22 protein-coding genes and 1 tRNA gene are annotated in these 17,340 nt (G+C 66.2%); 7 read left to right on the plus strand and 16 right to left on the minus strand.

Annotated features, from left to right (window positions below):
• Nucleotides 1–284 precede the first annotated feature (284 nt).
• From CVN68_RS06975 to CVN68_RS06985, 3 genes are all read right to left on the minus strand, one after another.
• Complete coding sequence (locus CVN68_RS06975; protein ID WP_100281549.1) at nucleotides 285–1,112, minus strand: alpha/beta hydrolase; 828 nt, start codon at nucleotides 1,110–1,112, stop codon at nucleotides 285–287.
• Nucleotides 1,113–1,186: 74 nt separating this feature from the next.
• Nucleotides 1,187–1,516 carry a hypothetical protein gene (locus CVN68_RS06980; protein ID WP_100281550.1) on the minus strand — a complete coding sequence of 110 codons (330 nt, stop codon included), beginning with the start codon at nucleotides 1,514–1,516 and terminating at the stop codon, nucleotides 1,187–1,189.
• On the minus strand, nucleotides 1,516–2,262 hold the full coding sequence (locus CVN68_RS06985) for a queuosine precursor transporter (RefSeq protein ID WP_158298773.1): 747 nt from the start codon (nucleotides 2,260–2,262) through the stop codon (nucleotides 1,516–1,518). Before CVN68_RS06985 ends, CVN68_RS06980 begins: the two co-directional genes overlap by 1 nt.
• 60 nt (nucleotides 2,263–2,322) lie before the next feature.
• Between CVN68_RS06985 and CVN68_RS06990 the strand changes: the two genes are divergently transcribed.
• Nucleotides 2,323–2,399: transfer RNA gene (locus CVN68_RS06990), tRNA-Arg, on the plus strand.
• A 148-nt stretch (nucleotides 2,400–2,547) separates the two neighbouring features.
• A complete protein-coding gene (locus CVN68_RS06995; RefSeq protein ID WP_233503618.1) occupies nucleotides 2,548–2,793 on the plus strand; it encodes a hypothetical protein in 246 nt (81 codons plus the stop codon).
• 29 nt (nucleotides 2,794–2,822) lie between these two features.
• Here CVN68_RS06995 and CVN68_RS07000 read toward each other — a convergent pair whose 3' ends face one another.
• On the minus strand, nucleotides 2,823–5,054 hold the full coding sequence (locus tag CVN68_RS07000; RefSeq protein ID WP_100281552.1) for a S9 family peptidase: 2,232 nt from the start codon (nucleotides 5,052–5,054) through the stop codon (nucleotides 2,823–2,825).
• Between the two features lie 78 nt (nucleotides 5,055–5,132).
• Nucleotides 5,133–5,606 (minus strand): redox-sensitive transcriptional activator SoxR, encoded by a 474-nt coding sequence (soxR, locus tag CVN68_RS07005; RefSeq protein ID WP_100281553.1) that lies wholly within the window; start codon nucleotides 5,604–5,606, stop codon nucleotides 5,133–5,135.
• 85 nt (nucleotides 5,607–5,691) lie between these two features.
• Here soxR and CVN68_RS07010 point away from each other — a divergent pair, with 85 nt between their 5' ends.
• The gene (locus tag CVN68_RS07010; RefSeq protein WP_100281554.1) at nucleotides 5,692–6,069 is read left to right on the plus strand and encodes a VOC family protein; all 378 of its coding nucleotides are present in this window, start codon (nucleotides 5,692–5,694) and stop codon (nucleotides 6,067–6,069) included.
• Nucleotides 6,062–6,241: a hypothetical protein gene (locus CVN68_RS23090; RefSeq protein WP_158298774.1), complete on the plus strand. Its 180-nt coding sequence runs from the start codon at nucleotides 6,062–6,064 to the stop codon at nucleotides 6,239–6,241. The genes CVN68_RS07010 and CVN68_RS23090 overlap by 8 nt, the downstream gene beginning before the upstream one ends.
• A 281-nt stretch (nucleotides 6,242–6,522) precedes the next feature.
• On the opposite strand, the gene rplS is transcribed toward CVN68_RS23090, so the two are convergent.
• From rplS to CVN68_RS07025, 3 genes are read right to left on the minus strand one after another with little or no spacing between them, the layout of a single operon-like run.
• Nucleotides 6,523–6,912 (minus strand): 50S ribosomal protein L19, encoded by a 390-nt coding sequence (rplS, locus tag CVN68_RS07015; protein WP_100281555.1) that lies wholly within the window; start codon nucleotides 6,910–6,912, stop codon nucleotides 6,523–6,525.
• Nucleotides 6,909–7,646, minus strand: a complete 738-nt coding sequence (gene trmD / locus CVN68_RS07020) for a tRNA (guanosine(37)-N1)-methyltransferase TrmD (protein WP_100281556.1) — start codon at nucleotides 7,644–7,646, stop codon at nucleotides 6,909–6,911. Before trmD ends, rplS begins: the two co-directional genes overlap by 4 nt.
• A 39-nt stretch (nucleotides 7,647–7,685) precedes the next feature.
• On the minus strand, nucleotides 7,686–8,090 hold the full coding sequence (locus CVN68_RS07025) for an SRPBCC family protein (RefSeq protein ID WP_100281557.1): 405 nt from the start codon (nucleotides 8,088–8,090) through the stop codon (nucleotides 7,686–7,688).
• A gap of 128 nt (nucleotides 8,091–8,218) precedes the next feature.
• On the opposite strand from CVN68_RS07025, the gene CVN68_RS07030 reads away from it, so the two are divergent.
• Nucleotides 8,219–8,800 carry a bifunctional transcriptional activator/DNA repair enzyme AdaA gene (locus CVN68_RS07030; RefSeq protein ID WP_100284268.1) on the plus strand — a complete coding sequence of 194 codons (582 nt, stop codon included), beginning with the start codon at nucleotides 8,219–8,221 and terminating at the stop codon, nucleotides 8,798–8,800.
• A 6-nt stretch (nucleotides 8,801–8,806) separates the two neighbouring features.
• A complete protein-coding gene (locus CVN68_RS07035; protein ID WP_100281558.1) occupies nucleotides 8,807–9,709 on the plus strand; it encodes an NAD(P)/FAD-dependent oxidoreductase in 903 nt (300 codons plus the stop codon).
• Here the strand turns inward: CVN68_RS07035 and CVN68_RS07040 are convergent, their stop codons facing one another.
• The 7 genes from CVN68_RS07040 to ffh all read right to left on the minus strand — a co-directional run bounded on the left by CVN68_RS07040 (nucleotide 9,710) and on the right by ffh (nucleotide 14,794).
• Nucleotides 9,710–10,537: a TIGR04222 domain-containing membrane protein gene (locus CVN68_RS07040; RefSeq protein ID WP_100281559.1), complete on the minus strand. Its 828-nt coding sequence runs from the start codon at nucleotides 10,535–10,537 to the stop codon at nucleotides 9,710–9,712.
• A 5-nt stretch (nucleotides 10,538–10,542) separates the two neighbouring features.
• Nucleotides 10,543–11,121, minus strand: a complete 579-nt coding sequence (locus CVN68_RS07045; RefSeq protein WP_100281560.1) for a glycine-rich domain-containing protein — start codon at nucleotides 11,119–11,121, stop codon at nucleotides 10,543–10,545.
• Nucleotides 11,122–11,181: 60 nt separating this feature from the next.
• Nucleotides 11,182–11,904, minus strand: coding sequence for a metallophosphoesterase family protein (locus CVN68_RS07050; protein WP_100281561.1), 723 nt, complete (start codon nucleotides 11,902–11,904; stop codon nucleotides 11,182–11,184).
• On the minus strand, nucleotides 11,901–12,374 hold the full coding sequence (gene rimM, locus CVN68_RS07055; protein WP_100281562.1) for a ribosome maturation factor RimM: 474 nt from the start codon (nucleotides 12,372–12,374) through the stop codon (nucleotides 11,901–11,903). Before rimM ends, CVN68_RS07050 begins: the two co-directional genes overlap by 4 nt.
• Before the next feature lie 30 nt (nucleotides 12,375–12,404).
• A complete protein-coding gene (locus tag CVN68_RS23095) occupies nucleotides 12,405–12,554 on the minus strand; it encodes a hypothetical protein (RefSeq protein ID WP_158298775.1) in 150 nt (49 codons plus the stop codon).
• 57 nt (nucleotides 12,555–12,611) lie between these two features.
• On the minus strand, nucleotides 12,612–13,208 hold the full coding sequence (rpsP, locus tag CVN68_RS07060) for a 30S ribosomal protein S16 (protein WP_100281563.1): 597 nt from the start codon (nucleotides 13,206–13,208) through the stop codon (nucleotides 12,612–12,614).
• 101 nt (nucleotides 13,209–13,309) lie between these two features.
• Complete coding sequence (ffh, locus tag CVN68_RS07065; RefSeq protein WP_100281564.1) at nucleotides 13,310–14,794, minus strand: signal recognition particle protein; 1,485 nt, start codon at nucleotides 14,792–14,794, stop codon at nucleotides 13,310–13,312.
• Between the two features lie 268 nt (nucleotides 14,795–15,062).
• Between ffh and CVN68_RS07070 the strand changes: the two genes are divergently transcribed.
• Nucleotides 15,063–16,688, plus strand: a complete 1,626-nt coding sequence (locus tag CVN68_RS07070) for a putative bifunctional diguanylate cyclase/phosphodiesterase (protein WP_100281565.1) — start codon at nucleotides 15,063–15,065, stop codon at nucleotides 16,686–16,688.
• Between the two features lie 73 nt (nucleotides 16,689–16,761).
• Here CVN68_RS07070 and CVN68_RS07075 read toward each other — a convergent pair whose 3' ends face one another.
• Nucleotides 16,762–17,337, minus strand: a complete 576-nt coding sequence (locus CVN68_RS07075) for a DUF924 family protein (RefSeq protein WP_100281566.1) — start codon at nucleotides 17,335–17,337, stop codon at nucleotides 16,762–16,764.
• Between the last annotated feature and the right edge of the window lie 3 nt (nucleotides 17,338–17,340).

Raw genomic sequence — 17,340 nt, forward strand, 5'->3', positions numbered from 1 at the left:
GCCGGCGTTGCCGGCGCTCTTTGACATTGTCGGATCAACAGCATCGCCTGTATCTCTCCGGCGCCATCCCCCTCAATCGATTTGCCGGCACGCAGGTGTCGCGTAGCTGGCGCATGCGTGTAGCGTACCGGGCGCGTGAGCGCCGCGTATGTGGCGCGTGACGGGCGCGCCACTGTCGCGTCCCTGCCGCCTCCCCGGCGCATCGCAATAGCTTCAGCGGCGCGTCGCGCGAGAGACCCGCCAGGTGTCAACCTGGTGTCAACTTACCCGGCCGCCAGCCCGCCTTACAGATGCGCCTCCAGCCACGCCTTGATGTCCGCCATCACTTCTTCCTTGCCCACATCCGCGAGCAGGTCGTGATAATGATCCTTGTACAGCTTGAGCGTCTTGTCGGCCGATCCGGCGGTCTCGTGAAAGAACACGCTGCCCTCGCACACCGTCGCCTTGTCGGCGGTGCCGTGCAGGATCAGCACCGGCAAGGTGATCGTCGGGAATTCCTCGCGCAGCCGCTCATCGGCGCGGACCAATGCCGCCACCGTCGCCGCCGGTTGGGTCTCGTTCTCGATCAGCGGATCGGCATTGAGCGCCGCGACCCATTCAGGATCGCGTGAGAAGTCCTCGTTCTTGAGCTTGAGCACGCCCAGCCGGGGGGCGATGTGGCTCAGCCCCTTGATCGCGGCGAGCGCGAAGCCCGGCGCGGGGACCTGAAAGGCGAAACTCTCGCAGATGAAGCCGTCGATCTCGGCCTGGTGGTCGAGCACATAGCTCGCCGAGGTCACTCCGCCGGCGCTGTGGCCGAGCAGGAACAGCTTCAGCCCCGGATAGCGCGCTTTGGCGATGCCGATCGTGCCCGCAACGTCCGCGACATAGTCCGCAATGTCCTCGACATAGAAGCGCTCGCCCGCCGAACGGCCGCGCCCGCGCAGATCGAGCGCAAGCACGACATAGCCGCTCTCGACGAACCGTTCCGCCGCCCATGCATGCTGCCCGCCATGCGAATTGACGCCGTGGCAGATGACCACCACTGCGCGCGGCGCCGCCGCCGGCTGCCACACGCGATAGAAGATATCGAGCTCGCCCGCGCTCGTGAACGTCGCTTCCTCGGCAGTCATGGCACGCTCCTCTCAGTCTCGCGACCGAGATTGTTCCGATGCTGCAACAATGTGCAAGTGCGCAGTTTGCATGCCTAGCGGCGGGCCGCCTGCCCTCCGAAAAGCCGTGTGGTCCGCGCCAGCACGACGAACAGGCTCGGCCACAGCATCGTGTTCCACACGTCGTGCAAATTTCCCCAGAGGTCGATGCGCGTATGATAGACCAGGCTGTCGCGCAGATCCCAAGCCTCGCCCAGCAGCGTGGCGGCCAGCGCCACGGCCCAGGGCTTCCAACTGCGGAGCGGCCATCGGAACAGCAACGCGCTGCCGACGAAGAGCAGCAACCCGACATGAACGTGCAGCGCATCCTTGGCGAGACCGAGATGCTGGATCAGCCAGAATTTGATCGCCTGGAGCGGGCTCATCAAACCCGCGTGGCGAAGGGCGTGAAGTCGGTTCCCTCGTCATAGACGTCAACGCCTTCACGGCGCTTGAGGAAGCCGACGATCGCATAGGTGGCCGGAGTCAGCAGCACTTCCCAGCCGACCTTGAGCGCCCATTGGGTGAACAGCACCTGGAGGACGAGCTCGGTCGTCCAGCCCACGGCGCCGAGAAAGGCGAGCGGATAGAAGATCAGGCTGTCGATTGCCTGCCCGGCAAAGGTGGATCCGATCGTGCGTGCCCACAGCATTCGGCCCTGCGTCCACAATTTCATCCGCGCGAGCACATAGGAATTGACGAACTCGCCCGCCCAGAAGGCGCAGACCGAAGCGAGGACGATCCGCGGCACCTGCCCGAAGATCGTCTCATAGGCACCCTGGTTGCCCCAGCTCGGCGCCGGCGGCAGCATCACCACCACCCACGACATGAATGCCATGAACAGCACCGCGCCGGTGCCCGCCCAGATCACCCGCCGGGCGCGCGCATAGCCATAGACCTCGGTCAGCACGTCGCCGATCACGTAGGAGAGCGGGAAAAACAGGATGCCCGCGCCGAACGGCCAGAAACCGATGCCGGGCAACCAGACCTGCGCGACCTTGCCCGCGCCGAGCACGTTCGACAGCAGCAGAATCGCAACGAACGCTGCCATGATGAAATCATAATAGCGGAAATGCCCGCCGCTCACGTCGCGCGCGGCAACCTGCGCCGGCCCCTGTGCCCCCTCGATCATCGCATGTTTATGATGCCGGTTTCGCTGACGCGCAATCCGTGGCAGAGGCAGTCGCCGCGCGCGCCCGTAGCTCAGCTGGATAGAGCACATGCCTTCTAAGCCTGTGGTCGCTGGTTCGAATCCAGCCGGGCGCGCCAGCTTTTCCATAGCCCGCCCCGCCCCCGGCTCAGCCGTCAGGCGATGACACGCTTCGAGGCCGCTGCGGTGCGTCCTGGCGCAACTATCCGCGGCCTCCCCCTTCTCCCTGCGCAAGTCCGCACCACATGGGTAAAAACGACCGAGAGGGTGTGGAAGGTGACGGGCAGTTCCAGTTCGCTATTCGCGGCGGAGGTCATCGAGTGCGTGGCCGAGGACCGCGAGCCCACCACTCAGGAGCTTTACGCGGTCGCCGAGCGTATCGGGCGCGACAGCGGCATGGGGCCGGTCTTCGCCTGGGGCATATCGGCCACGGACAACGCAGCGGAACGCTATCTGCTGCGCGCGGCGCACGCTGCCCTGCGGGGCGCCGAGGCTACCCCCTCGACCGCTTGAGGGACGCAAGGGCCCGAACAGCGTGCGCCTCAGCGCTTTGCCGTCCCGGTCTGCCGATCGAGGAAGCCGAGGATGGTCGCCCACAAATGCTCGCTGACTCCCGGTCCGCCGACCTTATGGGTGTGGCCCGGATAGAGCATCATCTCGAACGGCACCTTTTGCTGCTGCAGCGTCGCCGCCATCGCCGTGCTGTGTTCGAGCACGACATTGTCGTCGGCCATGCCGTGGATGATCAGCAACGGATCCTTGATCTTCGCGGCATCGGTGATCGTATCGGAGCTTTTATACGCTCCGGCCACCTTGGTCGGATCGCCCATGTAACGCTCGGTATAATGGGTGTCGTAGAGTTCCCATTTGCTTACCGGCGCGCCCGCCACACCCGCCGCGAAAACGCCCGGCGCCGCCTCGAGCATCTTGAGCGTCATGTATCCGCCGTACGACCAGCCATAGGTGACGATCTTCGCCGGATCGACGAAATCGAGCGTCTTGAGATAGTTCGCGCCGGCGATCTGATCCTCGACCTCGACCGATCCCATCGCGTGCCAGATCGCATCCTCATATGCCTTGCCGCGATTGGCCGAGCCGCGATTGTCGATCTGGAACCAGACATAGCCGCGATCGACGATATATTGCTGCAGCGCCCCGCCCCACGCCTTGCTGACCGTTTGCGCATGCGGCCCGCCATAATGCTGGAAGAACACGGGGTAACGCTTGCCCGGTTCGCGTTTCGGGCTGACCATCTCCCAGTGGAGTTCGGTCCCGTCCGGCCCCTTGATGGTGCCGAAGCTTCGCTCACGGTGGCTGGCGAGATAGGGGTTGTAGGGATGATCGGCCGCGGTGACTGCGTTCTCGTTCACCCACGCGATCCGCTTGCCCGACGCCTCGGCGAGATAGACCTGCGACGGTTGATCGGGGCTCGACCGGGTGACGATCGCGCGCGTTCCAGCCGGATCCATCACTGCGCTGTTCCACCAGCCCGCTTCGGTCAGCCGCGCCACGCTGCCTGCCTTGTGATAGCTCGCCATGTAAAGGTGCCGTTCGAGCACCCCATCCTTGTTGCCGAGGAAGAATACCCGGCCCGCCGCCTGATCGACGCCGACCACGTCGGGAGTGACTTCCCACTCGCCCTTGGTGAGTTGGGTCCATTTGCCCTTGGCGAAGCGATAGAGATGCCCGTGCCCGTCGCGCTCTGACCACCAGATCAGGCTGCCGTCGTCGAGCGGCGTCAGCGCATTGGACAGGTTCACCCAGCTCTTCGCACCCGATTTCTCGCTGAACAGCACGCTCGACTTGCCCGTCGCGGGGTCGACTGCGAGCACATCGAGCACGGTCTGATCCCTATTCTGGCGCTGGACATAGAGCGCCTTGCCGTCGCGCGACCAGTCGACCCGCGCGAGATAGATGTCTGTCTCCTGGCCGAGATCGACCTTGACCTTCGCACTGCCGTCGGGCCGCATCACATAGAGTTCGACCAAGGCGTTCGCCGTGCCTGCCTTGGGATAGCGTTGCTGGTAGATATTGGTCCCCTCGGCGCCGATCGCCGCGCGGGTGACGATGCCGACCGGCGCCTCGTCGAAGCGCTCGACGGCGACGCGGCTGTCGTCGCGCGCCCACCAATAGCCGGTCGAGCGGTCCATTTCTTCCTGCGCGACGAACTCGGCCTCGCCCCAATGGACGGTGCCCGTGCCATCCTCCGTCACGCGCTTCGGCGCCCCGCTGGCGAGGTCCATAACCACCAGATTCTGATCCTGGACATAGCTGGCGAAGCGGCCCGACGGGCTGATCACGGCGTTGAGCTTGGGTCCCGCCGCCGCGGCGAGCTTGTGCACCTGCCCGTCCAGCCGGGCGAGATAGAGCTCGCCCTCCAGCGGGACGAGGACGGACTGCGAGTCGGCCGACCAGTCATAGGAGACGATGCCCTTGGTCCCGCCGATCCGCGCCCGCTCGCGCTGCATCTTCTCGGCCTCCGAGAGTTCGGCCCCGGTACCTAGCTTCTTCGAATCGACCAACATCCGCCACTGGCCGGTGCGCGTGTCCATCGCCCAAAGATCGAAGCGTTCTTTCTCGTCGGAGCGGTTGCGCAGCAGCGTGACGAACTTGCCGTCGGGCGACAGCGTCAGTTTCCGGGGCGTGGTGCCGGCGAGATCGGGGCTGGCATAGAGACGCTCGAGGGTCAGGTCCTTGCCCTGTGCTGCCGCCTCACCGGTCATCAGCGGTGCTCCCAGCGCAACCAAAGCCAATCCCAACAACCATTCCCGCATTCCCGTCTCTCCGGAGATCGCGCCCCGCGAGCGCAGGCGAACGCGTCTTATTGCGGCGACCGGCTCTCCGGTAAAGGCTTAGTCGCCCAGCCCCATCGCCACCTTGCGCGAGACGAGGATGAAGCGCGGCCCGGCGCCGTTCTGCGCGGCGCGATCCTCGGGATTGTATAGCGCGCATTTGCGCAGGCTCAGGCAGCCGCAGCCGATGCAGCCGTCGAGATCGTCGAGGGTGCGCTGGAGCTGGGCGACGCGCGTCTCGATCACTTGCCGAAAGCCACGGCTGATCCGTTTCCAATCGGCCGCGCTCGGCGCCGTCCCCTCGGGCAGCTTGCCGAGTTCGGCGGCGATCTGCGGCAGCGTGAAGCCCAATTGCTGGGCGATCAGCGCGAACGAGACGCGGCGGATGTCGGCGCGCAGGAAGCGCCGCTGATTGCCGCCGGTGCGGATCGGATGGACCAGCCCCTTGCGCTCGTAAAAGCGCACCGCCGACACCGAGAGCCCGGTGCGCGCCGCCAGCTCGCCGATCGTCAGCAGTTCGTTGCCGCGGTTCATTCCATCTCCGATTTTGTGCTTGACCTCAACTTAGGTTGAGGTTGTAGCTGCTTGCGGCATGGCCTCCAAACCGGAAAGGAAATCCATGCCGGCTCCCTATATCGAGCACGTCAACCTCACCGTCCGCAGCCCCGAGCGGACTGCGCAACTGCTTGCCGATCTGTTCGATTGGCACGTTCGCTGGGAAGGCCCGGCGCGCGACAATGGCCGCACGATCCATGTCGGCGACGAGCGCACCTATCTCGCGGTCTATTCCCCGCACGACGCCCCCGACGATGCGATCTTCGAGAAGGGACGTCCGCTCAACCATGTCGGCATTCTCGTCGACGATCTCGACGATATCGAGCGCCGCGTGGTCGCCGCGGGGCTCGTCCCTTTCGCGCATGCCGATTACGATCCGGGTCGGCGCTTCTACTTCTTCGACCATGACGGCACCGAGTTCGAAATCGTCAGCTATGCGTAGAATCTCAGTGGCAGGGCACGGGTTGATGCCCCACCGGCAGGTGATGCATCACTGCATGGATGTCGCGCCGATCGACTGCCTGGCCGCACATGGGACAGAGCTCGAAATGGGCAAGTTCACTGCGCAGCGGAATCGCCAGGGCGTGGCGCTCGTCGAGAGTCCGGGGCTGTAACATCGTCGCGTCGAACACGGCTCGCCTTTCGTTAGCATCTTATTTACCATTATAGGTGCAATTACGGATGCGGGTGAATCGCGCGGCAATTCTTTGAACGCTGCGGGCTAAATCGCAGACCAGCATGGCTGCCCTGCCCCCACACGACCCCAGGCTCCTCCCCTGCCCCGCTCCGTTCCGCGCAGATCCGGACGCGTTCCGTGTTCTGGCCATCAGACGCGAAAAGGGGCGCGGTAGCCATCGCCACCGCACCCCTTCTCTGTCTCGAAAAGACGGAGCCGTTATTCGGCTGCCGCAACCTCGGTCGGGCGCACGTCGCGGCGCTCGGCGATACGCGCCGACTTGCCGGTGCGGCCACGCAGATAATAGAGCTTCGCGCGACGCACGACGCCGCGGCGGACGACTTCGATTGCATCGATGTTCGGCGAATAAAGCGGGAAGACGCGCTCGACGCCCTCGCCGAAGCTGATCTTGCGGACAGTGAAGCTCGAACCCATGCCGCGATTGGCACGGGCGATGCACACGCCTTCGTAATTCTGCACACGGGTGCGCTCGCCTTCGACGACCTTCACGCCGACGCGGAGCGTGTCGCCCGGGCGGAATTCCGGAATCTTCTTGGTCTCGTTGAACTTGGCGATCTGCTCGGCTTCGAGCGTCTGGATGACGTTCATGACTTGTCGTTCCTGTTTCGTCGCTGCGCGCCAGAGGGAGAATGAACCCGAGCGCCCTCATGGCGCTCCCAAAGGTCCGGCCTCCTTAGCCGTGTGTCGGTCTCGGCCTGGGCACGTCGCCAAGCTTCGATCCTCGCATGATCCCCCGATCGCAGCACTTCGGGGATCGTGCGCCCTTCCCATATCGCAGGTCGGGTATATTGCGGATATTCGAGCAGCCCCGTTTCGAAGCTCTCGTCCATGCCGCTGGAAGCCGCGCCCATTACGCCGGGAAGCAGCCGAATGCAAGCGTCGAGCAGGGTGAGCGCCGCCATCTCACCGCCCGACAATATATAGTCGCCGATCGACACCTGTTCGATCTCGCGACCCTCGAACAATCGCTCGTCGATCCCCTCGAAGCGACCGCACAGGATCGTGACGCCTTCGCCCGCCGCGAGCGCCCGCACCCGCTCTTGCGTCAGCGGTGCGCCACGCGGCGTCATCGCCAACACCGGACGTCCGGACGGCACGCTGTCGAGTGCGGCGGCAATGACGTCGGCACGCATCACCATCCCCGCTCCGCCCCCGGCGGGCGTATGGTCCACCGAGCGATGCTTGTCGGTCGCGAAGTCGCGGATCTGCACCGGCTCGAGGCTCCACAGTCCCTCGCGCAACGCCCGTCCGGCCAGCGAGACGCCGAGCGGCCCGGGAAACATCTCGGGATAGAGCGTGAGGACGGTGGCGGTGAATGGCATGCGGTTCCATGGCCCGCACCGCTTGGGCTTGGCAAGCGCTCAGGCTTTGGCACCCTCGAGATGCGCCTTCATGATCGCGAGGCCCTGCGCCATCATCGGCGAGACCTGCCCGGCGAGCGCATCGGGCAGCAGATCGGCGGTCCAGCTGACGCTGGCACCACCTTCCGCCTCGGTTACCGTCAGTACGCCATTGTGATGCTCGAACTGCGTGACGGTCCAGACCAGACGGCGGCGATCGTCATCGACCGACACGATCGCCTCGTCGACGACGTGGCCTTTGGCGAAGGTAACGCGGCGTACCGGCGCGCCGTCCCCGTCCAGCATCTCGGTGGCAGCGACGAAGCCGGGAACGAGCAGGTCATGCAGCCGTTCGACCGCGCGGACAGCGCTCCAGATGGATTCGGGCGATGCGGCGATGAAGATGTCGTGATGGATCGATGCCATGGTGCGTCTCCTTTGTCGGCGTTGCGCAAGGCTAGCGCGGCCGAGCGCGGTCCGCTGGCAGCATTCGGACCTGGTCACCGGCTCCGGGGAGGACAGAAGCCGTGCGCGCCGCTAGAACCGCCCCGATGATGCCCTCCGACGCCCTGGAACTCGACTTCGCCTTGTGCGAGCGGGTCCGCTATGCGCGCGATCCCGCGTTCGACGGGGTGATCTTCATCGGCGTAAAATCGACCGGCATCTACTGTCGCCCGATCTGCCCGGTCCGACAGCCCTTATCGCGCAACGTCCGCTATTTCGCGAGCGCCGCTGCGGCCGAAGCGGCAGGGCTGCGCCCGTGCCTGCGCTGTCGGCCCGAGGCAGCGCCGCATTCGCCGGCGTGGAAGGGCACGCGCGCCACGGTCGATCGTGCGCTGCGGCTGATCGAGCAGGGCGCGCTCGACGATGCCCGGGTCGAGGCGCTCGCCACCCAGCTCGGCATCGGCGCCCGGCATCTGTCGCGGCTGTTCCAGCAGTATCTCGGCACTACGCCCCTGGCGGCAGCGCGTACAGCGAGGGTCCAGCGCGCCAAGCGCATGCTCGACACCACCGACCTCGGCATGACCGAAATCGCGCTGGCGGCGGGGTTTGGCAGCGTGCGATCCTTCAACGCTACCTTCCGTCAGGTCTATCGTCGCCCACCGAGTGCGCTGAAACGGCGCGACGTGCGTTAGGGCGCGATGGACGACTGCATCATCATCGGCGCCGGCCCTGCCGGGCTCACCGCCGCCATCTACCTCGCCCGCTTCCACCTCAAGATCCGCCTGTTCGACTGCGGGTCGAGCCGGGCCGCGCTGATCCCGTGCACACGCAATCATGCCGGCTACCCCGACGGCATCTCGGGCAAGGAACTCCTCGCGCGGATGGCCGAACAGGCGGAGAAATACGGCGCGGTCCGCGAGTTCGCCGAGGTCACCGGGCTGCGCACCTCCGAAACCGGCTTCATCGCCCGGGTCGGCGAGCGCGACTGTCCGGCGCGCTCGATCCTGCTCGCGACCGGCGTGGTCAATCACCGTCCGGAGATGGATGAAGCGCTCCACGCCGAGGCGCTCCAACGTGGGCTGCTGCGCTATTGCCCGATCTGTGACGGCTATGAAGTCACCGACAAGCGCGTGGGCGTAATCGGCACCGGCGATCGCGGTACCAACGAGGCACTGTTCCTGCGCGGCTATTCGGCCGACGTGACGCTGATCGCCCCCGAGAGCCACGATCTGCCCGAAGGTCGTGCCGCCGAGCTCGATGCCGCCGGGATCGTGCGGGTCGAGGGGCCGTGCGGCGCCTATGCCATCGAAGGCGACCGGATCGCCCTCGACACTGCGGAGGGCCGGCTGTCGTTCGACAGCATCTACCCTGCGCTAGGCTCGCGTATTCGCTCAGGGCTGGCGATCCAGGCTGGCGCGCGTGCTGCGGAGGACGGGTGCCTCGAAGTCGACGATCACCAGCGTACTTCGGTACCCGGACTGTTCGCCGCGGGAGACGTCGCCAAGGGGCTCGACCAGATCAGCCACGCGATGGGCGAAGCCGGGGTCGCCGCGACGACGATCCGCAACATGCTCGCCGAACAGCGCCCGCTGCGGCGCTGATCAGCCGCCGCCGCAGCCGCCGCAACCGCCGCCGCCACAGCCTCCCCCATCGCCGCCACCGCTGCTGCCGCTGTCGCCGCCGCCCGCGCCGTCGTTGCTCGTCCGCATCCGGTGGAAGTCGCCAAATGTCGAGCCGACCAGCACCACCGTGCCGAAGAGCGCCACTGCGAGGCCTGCCTCGCCCTCCGCCGGCGCACGGCGAAGCCGTTCCGATCGCTCGCGCGCCTCGCCGAGCACTTCCTGCCCCGCGCGCGTCCGCCGGTCGAGCGCGGCGAAGCGGATCACCGCGAGGATAGCAGTGATCACCAGCAGCGAGATGAGGAAGCCGACGGGCTTCCCGCGCGCCTCGCCGATCTGGAGCTTGGTCCAGCCGAAGGCGAACAGCAGGAAGTAAGGCGAGGTCTGCCAGAAGCGCAGCTGGAGCGCGGCCCAACCATCCATCAGTTGCCCGTCCGCGATCAGTCGCTCGCGGATCGGATCGGCGTGGCGCTTCACCGCGCCCGCGATTTGGCCCCAGTTAGCCGGTTGAGGCAGCGCGAGCACGCTGCGTTCGGCGGCCGTGGTGCCACCGAGCCCGCCCGCAAGAAACTTCTTCCCGTCTATCGCGAGCTGCTTGGTCGCGAGCAGCCGTGCGGTGACCGCCTCGGCGAGCCGCGAGGCACCGCCGGCAAGGAAGGCGAGATGATCGATATCGGGGTTGCGCGGCACCCTGCCCTCGGGCCTGAGCCAACGCGGAATGGCGATCCCCACGATGATGGTGAAGACCAGCAGCACGCCGTAGAGCAGGAGAAACGGCCCACCGGTGAGATCGAAGGGTCCGAGTGACATAAAGTCTAGCTCCTCAGCAAGAGCACCCCGAGCGCGAGCACGGCCAGCATCGCCGCAAACAGCAATGCGGCCCGGATCGCCTTTCGGGGCACGATGATCGCGTCGCGCGGATGCACGCGGCGCGCTTTCGGGTCCTCGTTCAGCCGCCGCGCCGCGTCGGGCCACAAATCCGCGGGCGGGGAGCCGAAGACGCTTTCATAGCTTCTGAGCGTCTCGGCATATTGCGTGAAATAGCGGTGCTGCTCGTCGCTGCCGCCGGCGGTGGGGCCATGGTGCAGCGAACGCCCAAGCACCTGGGGGCAGAAGCGCTCCCAATAGTCGCGGGTATAGGTGAGGTGCAGGTGCCAGACCTGATCGACCTGATCCGACGGCGTTACCGGATGCCCTGCTGTGACGGCGAGGAAGCAGAAGCGCTTATATTCCTCGATCGCCCGCTCGGCCTCGGCCCGGCTCCAGCCATTCTCGCGCGCCAGTCGCCCCACAAAGGGCAAAGCCGCACCGTCGGGACCGAAATCGTAATGGGAGAGACTGTTCCAGACCGGGTGGTCGGCAGGGGTGCGAGAGAGACCGGAGGCCTTGCTCATCTATAAATCCCATTACCATGATGGGCGTTAAATGTCAAGAATCAGGTCTGCCGCGCCGCCTCAGGGCCTGCCGGTGGCCAGCCCCTTGGCCCAATCGTGCCGCCCCTCGCGCTCCGCTTTGGCTACGGCGGCCACATGATCATAGGGCACTGTGTGAAAGGTAGGCTCGGTGCCATCGAGGATGGCATAGCGCGCGTCGGGGTCGCCCGCTGCGACGCTGTAAGGCCAGGGCTGGTCATCGTGAAACGCCTGCAGTCCCACGCTGCCGGGATTGGCGACGCTGCGCCCGTCGGCGAGCCGCTGCACATCGGGCATGTGCGAATGCCCGCACAGCGTCAGACTTTCGGGCCGATCCCCCAGCCGCGCGCGCACTTCGGCTTCGGTCGCCCGGCGCAGCCCCGTCGGCTCGATCGTCTCGAGGAAATGCTCGACGTCGCTCGCCGGAGTCCCATGGCAGAGGAACAGATCGTCGAGCGCCAGCGTCGCCGGCAGACCCGCCATCCAGCGGAGCTGCGCGTCGGACAGCAAGGACCGGGTGAACGCGTCGGATGCATTCATCCGCTCGGGTGCGAGGTGGAGAAGCTGCCGCTCGTGATTCCCCGCGATCGTCGGCCAGTCGCGCGCCATCAGAAAATCCGCCGTCTCGATCGGCCACAGCGGTCCCGACAGGATATCGCCCAGATTTAGGAAGCGCTTGCACCCCCGCGCCGCGGCATCGGCGACAACCGCCTCGAGCGCGGGCAAATTGCCATGGATGTCGGAAAGAACCGCGATGCGGCTCATTCGGCATAGCCGGCGTGGATCACCAACCGTTGGTCATTCCATTCGGGGACTGCCTCAGGCCGCATCGGCACCATGAAGCGCTTGCCGTCGGGCCGCTCGACCTCGATCACGTCCCCCGCCCCGTAATTGTCGATCGCGATCACCTTGCCCAGCGCGTCGCCGGCCTCGGACACCGCGGGAAGTCCGAGCAAGTCGACATGATAATATTCGCCCTCCTCGAGCGGCGGCAGCGCCGAGCGCGGGACGGTGAGCTGAGTGCCGCGCAGTGCCTCGGCGGCATTGCGGTCTGCCACCTCGGCGAAGCGCGCGATTGCGCCGTTCGAGCCGGTCCGCACGCTCTTGAGCGTCAGCGCGCCGTTGTTGAAGCTCTTGTAGCTGGCGAAATCGTCGGCGAAGACCTTGAGACGGACCTCGCCGGCAATACCATGCGCGCCGATGATCGCGGCGAGCGTGATGGGGCGGTCGCTCATCGTGGCGTCATCCCGGCAAAGCCCGGGATCTCAGCCCTCAGGCGAACCGGGCTGCTGCGGCGGCGCATCGTCACCGCCCTCCGCAGGCGCATCGGTCGACGCGCCTGCGGGGTTGGTCTGGGTGCTGCCCGGGCTCTCACGATCCTCGGTGTCCGGACCTGTTTCGGGTTTGCTGGCCATCCTGCGCTCCTTGGGACGTTACTCGTCCATCAAAACGCACGATGGCCGGCAAGCGCCTCAGCCTTCCGACTTTTCTTCGGCGGCTTCGGCGGCGGACGCCTCGGCTGCCGCTTCCTCGGTCGGTGCTGCTTCGGCAGTCGCTTCGGCGGCCGGGGCTTCCTCGGCGGCAGGAGCTGCTTCGGCCACTTCTGCAGGCGCTTCTTCGGCAGCCGGAGCGGCTTCGGTCACTGCCTCGGCCGGAGCTTCCTCAGCGGCGGGCTCGGGGGTCGGCTCAGGCGCCGGAGCTGCGGCTGCCTCGGCAGCGGCTTCCTCGGCAGCCTTGATCTTCTCGGCGCGCTCCTCGGCGCGCTCGACGGCCTTCTCGCCCGGCTTGCCCTTGTTCGGGTTGTTCTTCGCGGTACGCTCCTTGACGCCGGTGACGTCGAGGAAGCGGGCGACGCGGTCGGTCGGCTGCGCGCCGACGCTCAGCCAATGCTTGGCCCGGTCGCCGTCGAGCACGACGCGCTTCTCGTCGTCCTTGGCGAGCAGCGGATTGTAGGTGCCGATCTTCTCGATGAACTTGCCGTCACGCGGGCTGCGCGCATCGGCGATCACGATCCGGTAATACGGACGCTTCTTCGAACCGCCGCGCGAAAGACGCATAGAGAGTGCCATTACAAATCTTCCTTCATCGTCATCCCGGCGAACACCGGGATCTTTTAGTTGTTGATCCTTGCCTCACGAGATCCCGGCCTGCGCCGGGATGCCGTAAAGCGTCATTTCTTCTTCAAAAAATTCTCGAAGCCCGGAGGCAGATTGGCGCCGCCCGGGAGACCAGGCAGGCTGCCGCCCATCTTGCCCATCATCTCGCCCATTTCGGGCCCGCCGAGCGCATTGCCGACGCCGCCCATGCCGCCGCCAGGGCCGCCCTTGCCGAGCATGCCTAGCATACCTTTAAGGCCGCCCATCTTCTTGAGCCGCTTCATCGCCGTCTGCATCTCCTGATGCATCTTGAGCAGCTTGTTGACGTCCTGAACGGTGGTGCCGCTGCCCTTGGCGACGCGGATCTTGCGCTTGGCGTTGAGCAATTCGGGTTTCGCGCGCTCTTTGGGCGTCATCGACGTGATCATCGCGTCGAAGCGCAGCAGCACCTTGTCGCCGCCCGCATTCTCCGCAGCGGCCTGCGCCTTCTTCATTCCCGGGATCATGCCCGCCAGCGCGCCGATGCCGCCCATCCGGCGCATCTGCGCCAGCTGGCTGCGCAGGTCGTTCATGTCGAACTGGCCCTTGGCGAGCCGGCTCGCCATCCGCTCGGCGTCTTCCTGCTGGATCGACTCGGCGGCGCGCTCGACCAGCGACACCACGTCGCCCATGCCGAGGATCCGGCCGGCGACGCGCTTGGGATGGAAGGGCTCGATCGCGTCGAGCTTCTCGCCCATGCCCGCGAACTTGATCGGCTTGCCGGTGACCGCGCGCATCGACAGCGCGGCGCCGCCGCGCGCATCGCCGTCCATCCGGGTCAGGATCACGCCGGTCAGCGGCACCTGCTCGGAGAAGCTCGAAGCGACGTTGACCGCGTCCTGGCCGGTCAGGCTGTCGACGACGAGCAATATCTCGGCCGGGGTGGCGATGTCGGCGACTGCCTTCATCTCGTCCATCAGCGCCTGATCGACGTGGAGGCGGCCCGCAGTGTCGAGCATCAGCACGTCGAAGCCCTGCAGCTTCGCCGAGCTCAGCGCGCGCCGGGCGATCTCGACCGGGGTCTGGCCCGCGACGATCGGCAAGGTCGCGACTTCGGTCTGCGTGCCGAGCACCGCGAGCTGCTCCTGCGCGGCCGGGCGATTGACGTCGAGCGACGCCATCATCACCTTCTTGCCCTGCGATTTGGTCAGCAGCTTCGCCAGCTTGGCAGTCGTCGTCGTCTTGCCCGAGCCCTGCAAACCGACGAGCATGATGACGGCGGGCGGCGTGACGCCCAGCTCCAGCTCTGCAGTGTCGCTGCCGAGCATGTCGATCAGCGCGTCATGGACGATCTTGACGACCTGCTGGCCCGGCGTGACCGAGCGCAACACGTTCTGGCCGACCGCCTGCTCGGTCACCTTCTCGACGAAGTCGCGCGCGACGGGAAGCGCGACATCGGCCTCCAGCAGCGCGATCCGCACTTCGCGCATCGCGGTGCGGACATCGGCCTCGCTCAGCGCACCACGCCCGCGCAGACGCTCGAAAACGCCGCCTAGCCGATCGCTCAGACTGTCGAACATGGGACCAAGATCACTCCAAATTCACGAACCGATCCGCCAAACGCAAAACACGCCGGCGGACGAAACCTCGTCGGCCGGCGTCACCCCTTGGGGCGCACAGATTTCGCGTTCCACGGGAACGGTCGGAGGCGCACATAGCGGCAGATGGCGACAAGCGCAACCTCGCACCTCGGGTGTCGGTAACCTTTCGGAAAGCGCGCCACTTAACTCCATCTACACCCTGTCGTGGCAGTTTCACGCCTTATTGTTCAGGGGGCGAACACCGGCAATGCCGCTGGATCTCGAAGAAGACACGATGCAGTATCGGGCTTCGCGCCCAAGCCTGCTCACCGGCGCGATCAGCGTCTCCGCCATCCTGCTCTTCGTCGGCATCGGCAGCGCGGTGCTGTCGAAATCGGTGCAATATTATTTTCAGGGCGGCGAGCCCGCCAGCCAGCCGCTCGTCATCGCGCTCTTGCTCAACGTCGCTCTGATCCTCCTTGGGTGGCGTCGCCATGCGTCGCTCAGCCACGAACTTCAGATCCGCGCCGCCGCCGAGGAGCGCGCGCAGCAGCTCGCCAGCCGCGATCCGCTCACCGGTTTCCTCAACCGCCGCAGCCTCGCCGAGGAGGGTGCCGCGATGTTCGTCCGCGCCCAGCGCCGCCGCAAGGGCATGGCGCTGGTGATGCTCGACCTCGATCACTTCAAGACGATCAACGACATGCATGGCCACGCGGTGGGCGATGCCTTGCTCCGCGCGGTCGCCAGCGAGATCGCGCATTTCATGCCGCCGATCGCGCTCACCGCGCGGCTGGGCGGCGACGAATTCGCCTGCGGCTTCCTGTTCGATCCCGCCGAACCTTCCACCGTCGAGCGGATCGCCGAAAAACTGGTCAGCCGCATGGCACAACCGTTCGAGGCCGAGGGGCTTCGCCTTCACATCAGCTGCTCGCTCGGCATCGCCCGCTCGGACTTCGACTGCGCCGGCATCGACGGGCTGATGCGCGCCGCCGACATCGCGATGTACCAGGCAAAGAAATCGGGGCGCAACCGCTTCGCCTGGTTCGACCAGTCGATGGAGCGCGACCTCCAGACCCGCAACGATCTCGAATCGGGCCTGCGCCTCGCGATTCCGCGCCAGGAAGTCGTTCCCTATTTCGAGCAGCAGATCGATCTCGCCACTGGACGCCTCCATGGCTTCGAAGTGCTTGCGCGCTGGGAGCATCCGACGCGCGGCACGATCAGCCCCGAATTGTTCATCCCAATCGCCGAGGAAACCGGCATGATCGGCGATCTCTCGCTGTCGATCATGCGCCAGGCCCTTCTCGCCGCGCGCGACTGGGATCCCTCGCTCAGTATCTCGATCAACATCTCGCCGTGGCAGCTGCGCGACGCATGGCTCGCCCAGAAGATCATCAAGGTGCTCACCGAGACCGGCTTCCCCGCCAACCGGCTTGAGGTAGAGATCACCGAGAGCGCATTGTTCGACAATCTCGCGCTGGCGCAATCGATCGTCGGCAGCCTCAAGAACCAGGGTGTCCAGCTCGCGCTCGACGATTTCGGCACCGGCTATTCGTCGCTCGCCCATTTGCGCGCTTTGCCGTTCGACCGGATCAAGATCGACAAGAGCTTCATCATGTCCCTGAATGAAAGCGCCGATTCGGCCGCGATCGTCAACGCGATCATCAGCCTCGGCGAAAGCCTGAATCTGCCGATCACCGCCGAGGGCGTCGAGGACGCCGAGATCGAGGCGCGGCTGCGCGCGCTCGGCTGCGCCAAGGCGCAGGGCTGGCATTACAGCAAGCCGCTCTCCGTCGCCGGCGTCCGCCGCCTGCTCGCCGAACGCCGCCTGCTGCGCAATGCCGCGGCGGTCGAAGTGCCAACCGCAGTCCCCGCCCGGCGCCTCGCCGGCTAACCGTCATCCCGGCGAACGCCGGGACCTCAGGCGGCAAGACCCCGGCCTTCGCCGGGGGTGACGATGAGATGAGTCACCACCCCGCCCCCGGCTGCGCGAGATATTCCTCTTCCTCGGGCGTAGATGCGCGTCCCAGCGCCGCATTTCGGCTCGGATACCGGCCAAACCGCGCGATCACTTCGGCATGCTGACGGGCAAACTCGAACACCTCGCCCCCAAGTGCCTCGAAGCAACGCAGACTCACTGCCTGCAGCTCGGGACTCTCGGCATGTTCGAAGGGCAGATAGAGAAACTGGCGCTGCTCGTGCGTCATGTCGCGGTCCCAGCCGCGCTCGACCGCGAGGCTCGCCAGTTCCTGCGCGACCGGATCGGCGGCGAATGCCTGCGCCGTGCCACGATGGACGTTGCGGCTGAACTGATCGAGCAGGATCACCGCGGCGAGCAATGTCCGTGGACCGTCACGCCACCCCGCGGCCTTGCTGTCCAGCACCTCCAGCCGCAGCGCCTCGAACCGTTCGCCGATCTCCCGATCGAGCCCGTCGGACTTCGCAAACCATTGCTCGGGCATCAGCCCCTCGAACCAGAACGCAAGGACTTCCTCAGCCCCCGCGTGGACTTCCGACGCCGCCGTCCCTAGATCGCTCGCCAATGC

Origin of the sequence: Sphingomonas psychrotolerans (assembly GCF_002796605.1) — a bacterium.
Classification (GTDB): Bacteria; Pseudomonadota; Alphaproteobacteria; order Sphingomonadales; family Sphingomonadaceae; genus Sphingomonas; species Sphingomonas psychrotolerans.

What these genes read in the sequence shown, in the direction of transcription:
- ffh (WP_100281564.1), bottom strand. Translation starts at nt 14,794, where the DNA reads ATGTTCGACAGTCTGAGCGATCGGCTAGGCGGCGTTTTCGAGCGTCTG.
- CVN68_RS07045 (WP_100281560.1), bottom strand. Translation starts at nt 11,121, where the DNA reads ATGAGCAAGGCCTCCGGTCTCTCTCGCACCCCTGCCGACCACCCGGTC.
- CVN68_RS23090 (WP_158298774.1), top strand. Translation starts at nt 6,062, where the DNA reads ATGCGTAGAATCTCAGTGGCAGGGCACGGGTTGATGCCCCACCGGCAG.
- CVN68_RS07035 (WP_100281558.1), top strand. Translation starts at nt 8,807, where the DNA reads ATGGACGACTGCATCATCATCGGCGCCGGCCCTGCCGGGCTCACCGCC.
- rplS (WP_100281555.1), bottom strand. Translation starts at nt 6,912, where the DNA reads ATGAACGTCATCCAGACGCTCGAAGCCGAGCAGATCGCCAAGTTCAAC.
- CVN68_RS07030 (WP_100284268.1), top strand. Translation starts at nt 8,219, where the DNA reads ATGCCCTCCGACGCCCTGGAACTCGACTTCGCCTTGTGCGAGCGGGTC.
- CVN68_RS07000 (WP_100281552.1), bottom strand. Translation starts at nt 5,054, where the DNA reads ATGCGGGAATGGTTGTTGGGATTGGCTTTGGTTGCGCTGGGAGCACCG.
- CVN68_RS07070 (WP_100281565.1), top strand. Translation starts at nt 15,063, where the DNA reads ATGCCGCTGGATCTCGAAGAAGACACGATGCAGTATCGGGCTTCGCGC.
- CVN68_RS06985 (WP_158298773.1), bottom strand. Translation starts at nt 2,262, where the DNA reads ATGATCGAGGGGGCACAGGGGCCGGCGCAGGTTGCCGCGCGCGACGTG.
- rimM (WP_100281562.1), bottom strand. Translation starts at nt 12,374, where the DNA reads ATGAGCGACCGCCCCATCACGCTCGCCGCGATCATCGGCGCGCATGGT.
- CVN68_RS07010 (WP_100281554.1), top strand. Translation starts at nt 5,692, where the DNA reads ATGCCGGCTCCCTATATCGAGCACGTCAACCTCACCGTCCGCAGCCCC.
- trmD (WP_100281556.1), bottom strand. Translation starts at nt 7,646, where the DNA reads ATGCCATTCACCGCCACCGTCCTCACGCTCTATCCCGAGATGTTTCCC.
- CVN68_RS23095 (WP_158298775.1), bottom strand. Translation starts at nt 12,554, where the DNA reads ATGGCCAGCAAACCCGAAACAGGTCCGGACACCGAGGATCGTGAGAGC.
- CVN68_RS07025 (WP_100281557.1), bottom strand. Translation starts at nt 8,090, where the DNA reads ATGGCATCGATCCATCACGACATCTTCATCGCCGCATCGCCCGAATCC.
- soxR (WP_100281553.1), bottom strand. Translation starts at nt 5,606, where the DNA reads ATGAACCGCGGCAACGAACTGCTGACGATCGGCGAGCTGGCGGCGCGC.
- CVN68_RS06975 (WP_100281549.1), bottom strand. Translation starts at nt 1,112, where the DNA reads ATGACTGCCGAGGAAGCGACGTTCACGAGCGCGGGCGAGCTCGATATC.
- CVN68_RS07040 (WP_100281559.1), bottom strand. Translation starts at nt 10,537, where the DNA reads ATGTCACTCGGACCCTTCGATCTCACCGGTGGGCCGTTTCTCCTGCTC.
- rpsP (WP_100281563.1), bottom strand. Translation starts at nt 13,208, where the DNA reads ATGGCACTCTCTATGCGTCTTTCGCGCGGCGGTTCGAAGAAGCGTCCG.
- CVN68_RS07050 (WP_100281561.1), bottom strand. Translation starts at nt 11,904, where the DNA reads ATGAGCCGCATCGCGGTTCTTTCCGACATCCATGGCAATTTGCCCGCG.
- CVN68_RS06980 (WP_100281550.1), bottom strand. Translation starts at nt 1,516, where the DNA reads ATGAGCCCGCTCCAGGCGATCAAATTCTGGCTGATCCAGCATCTCGGT.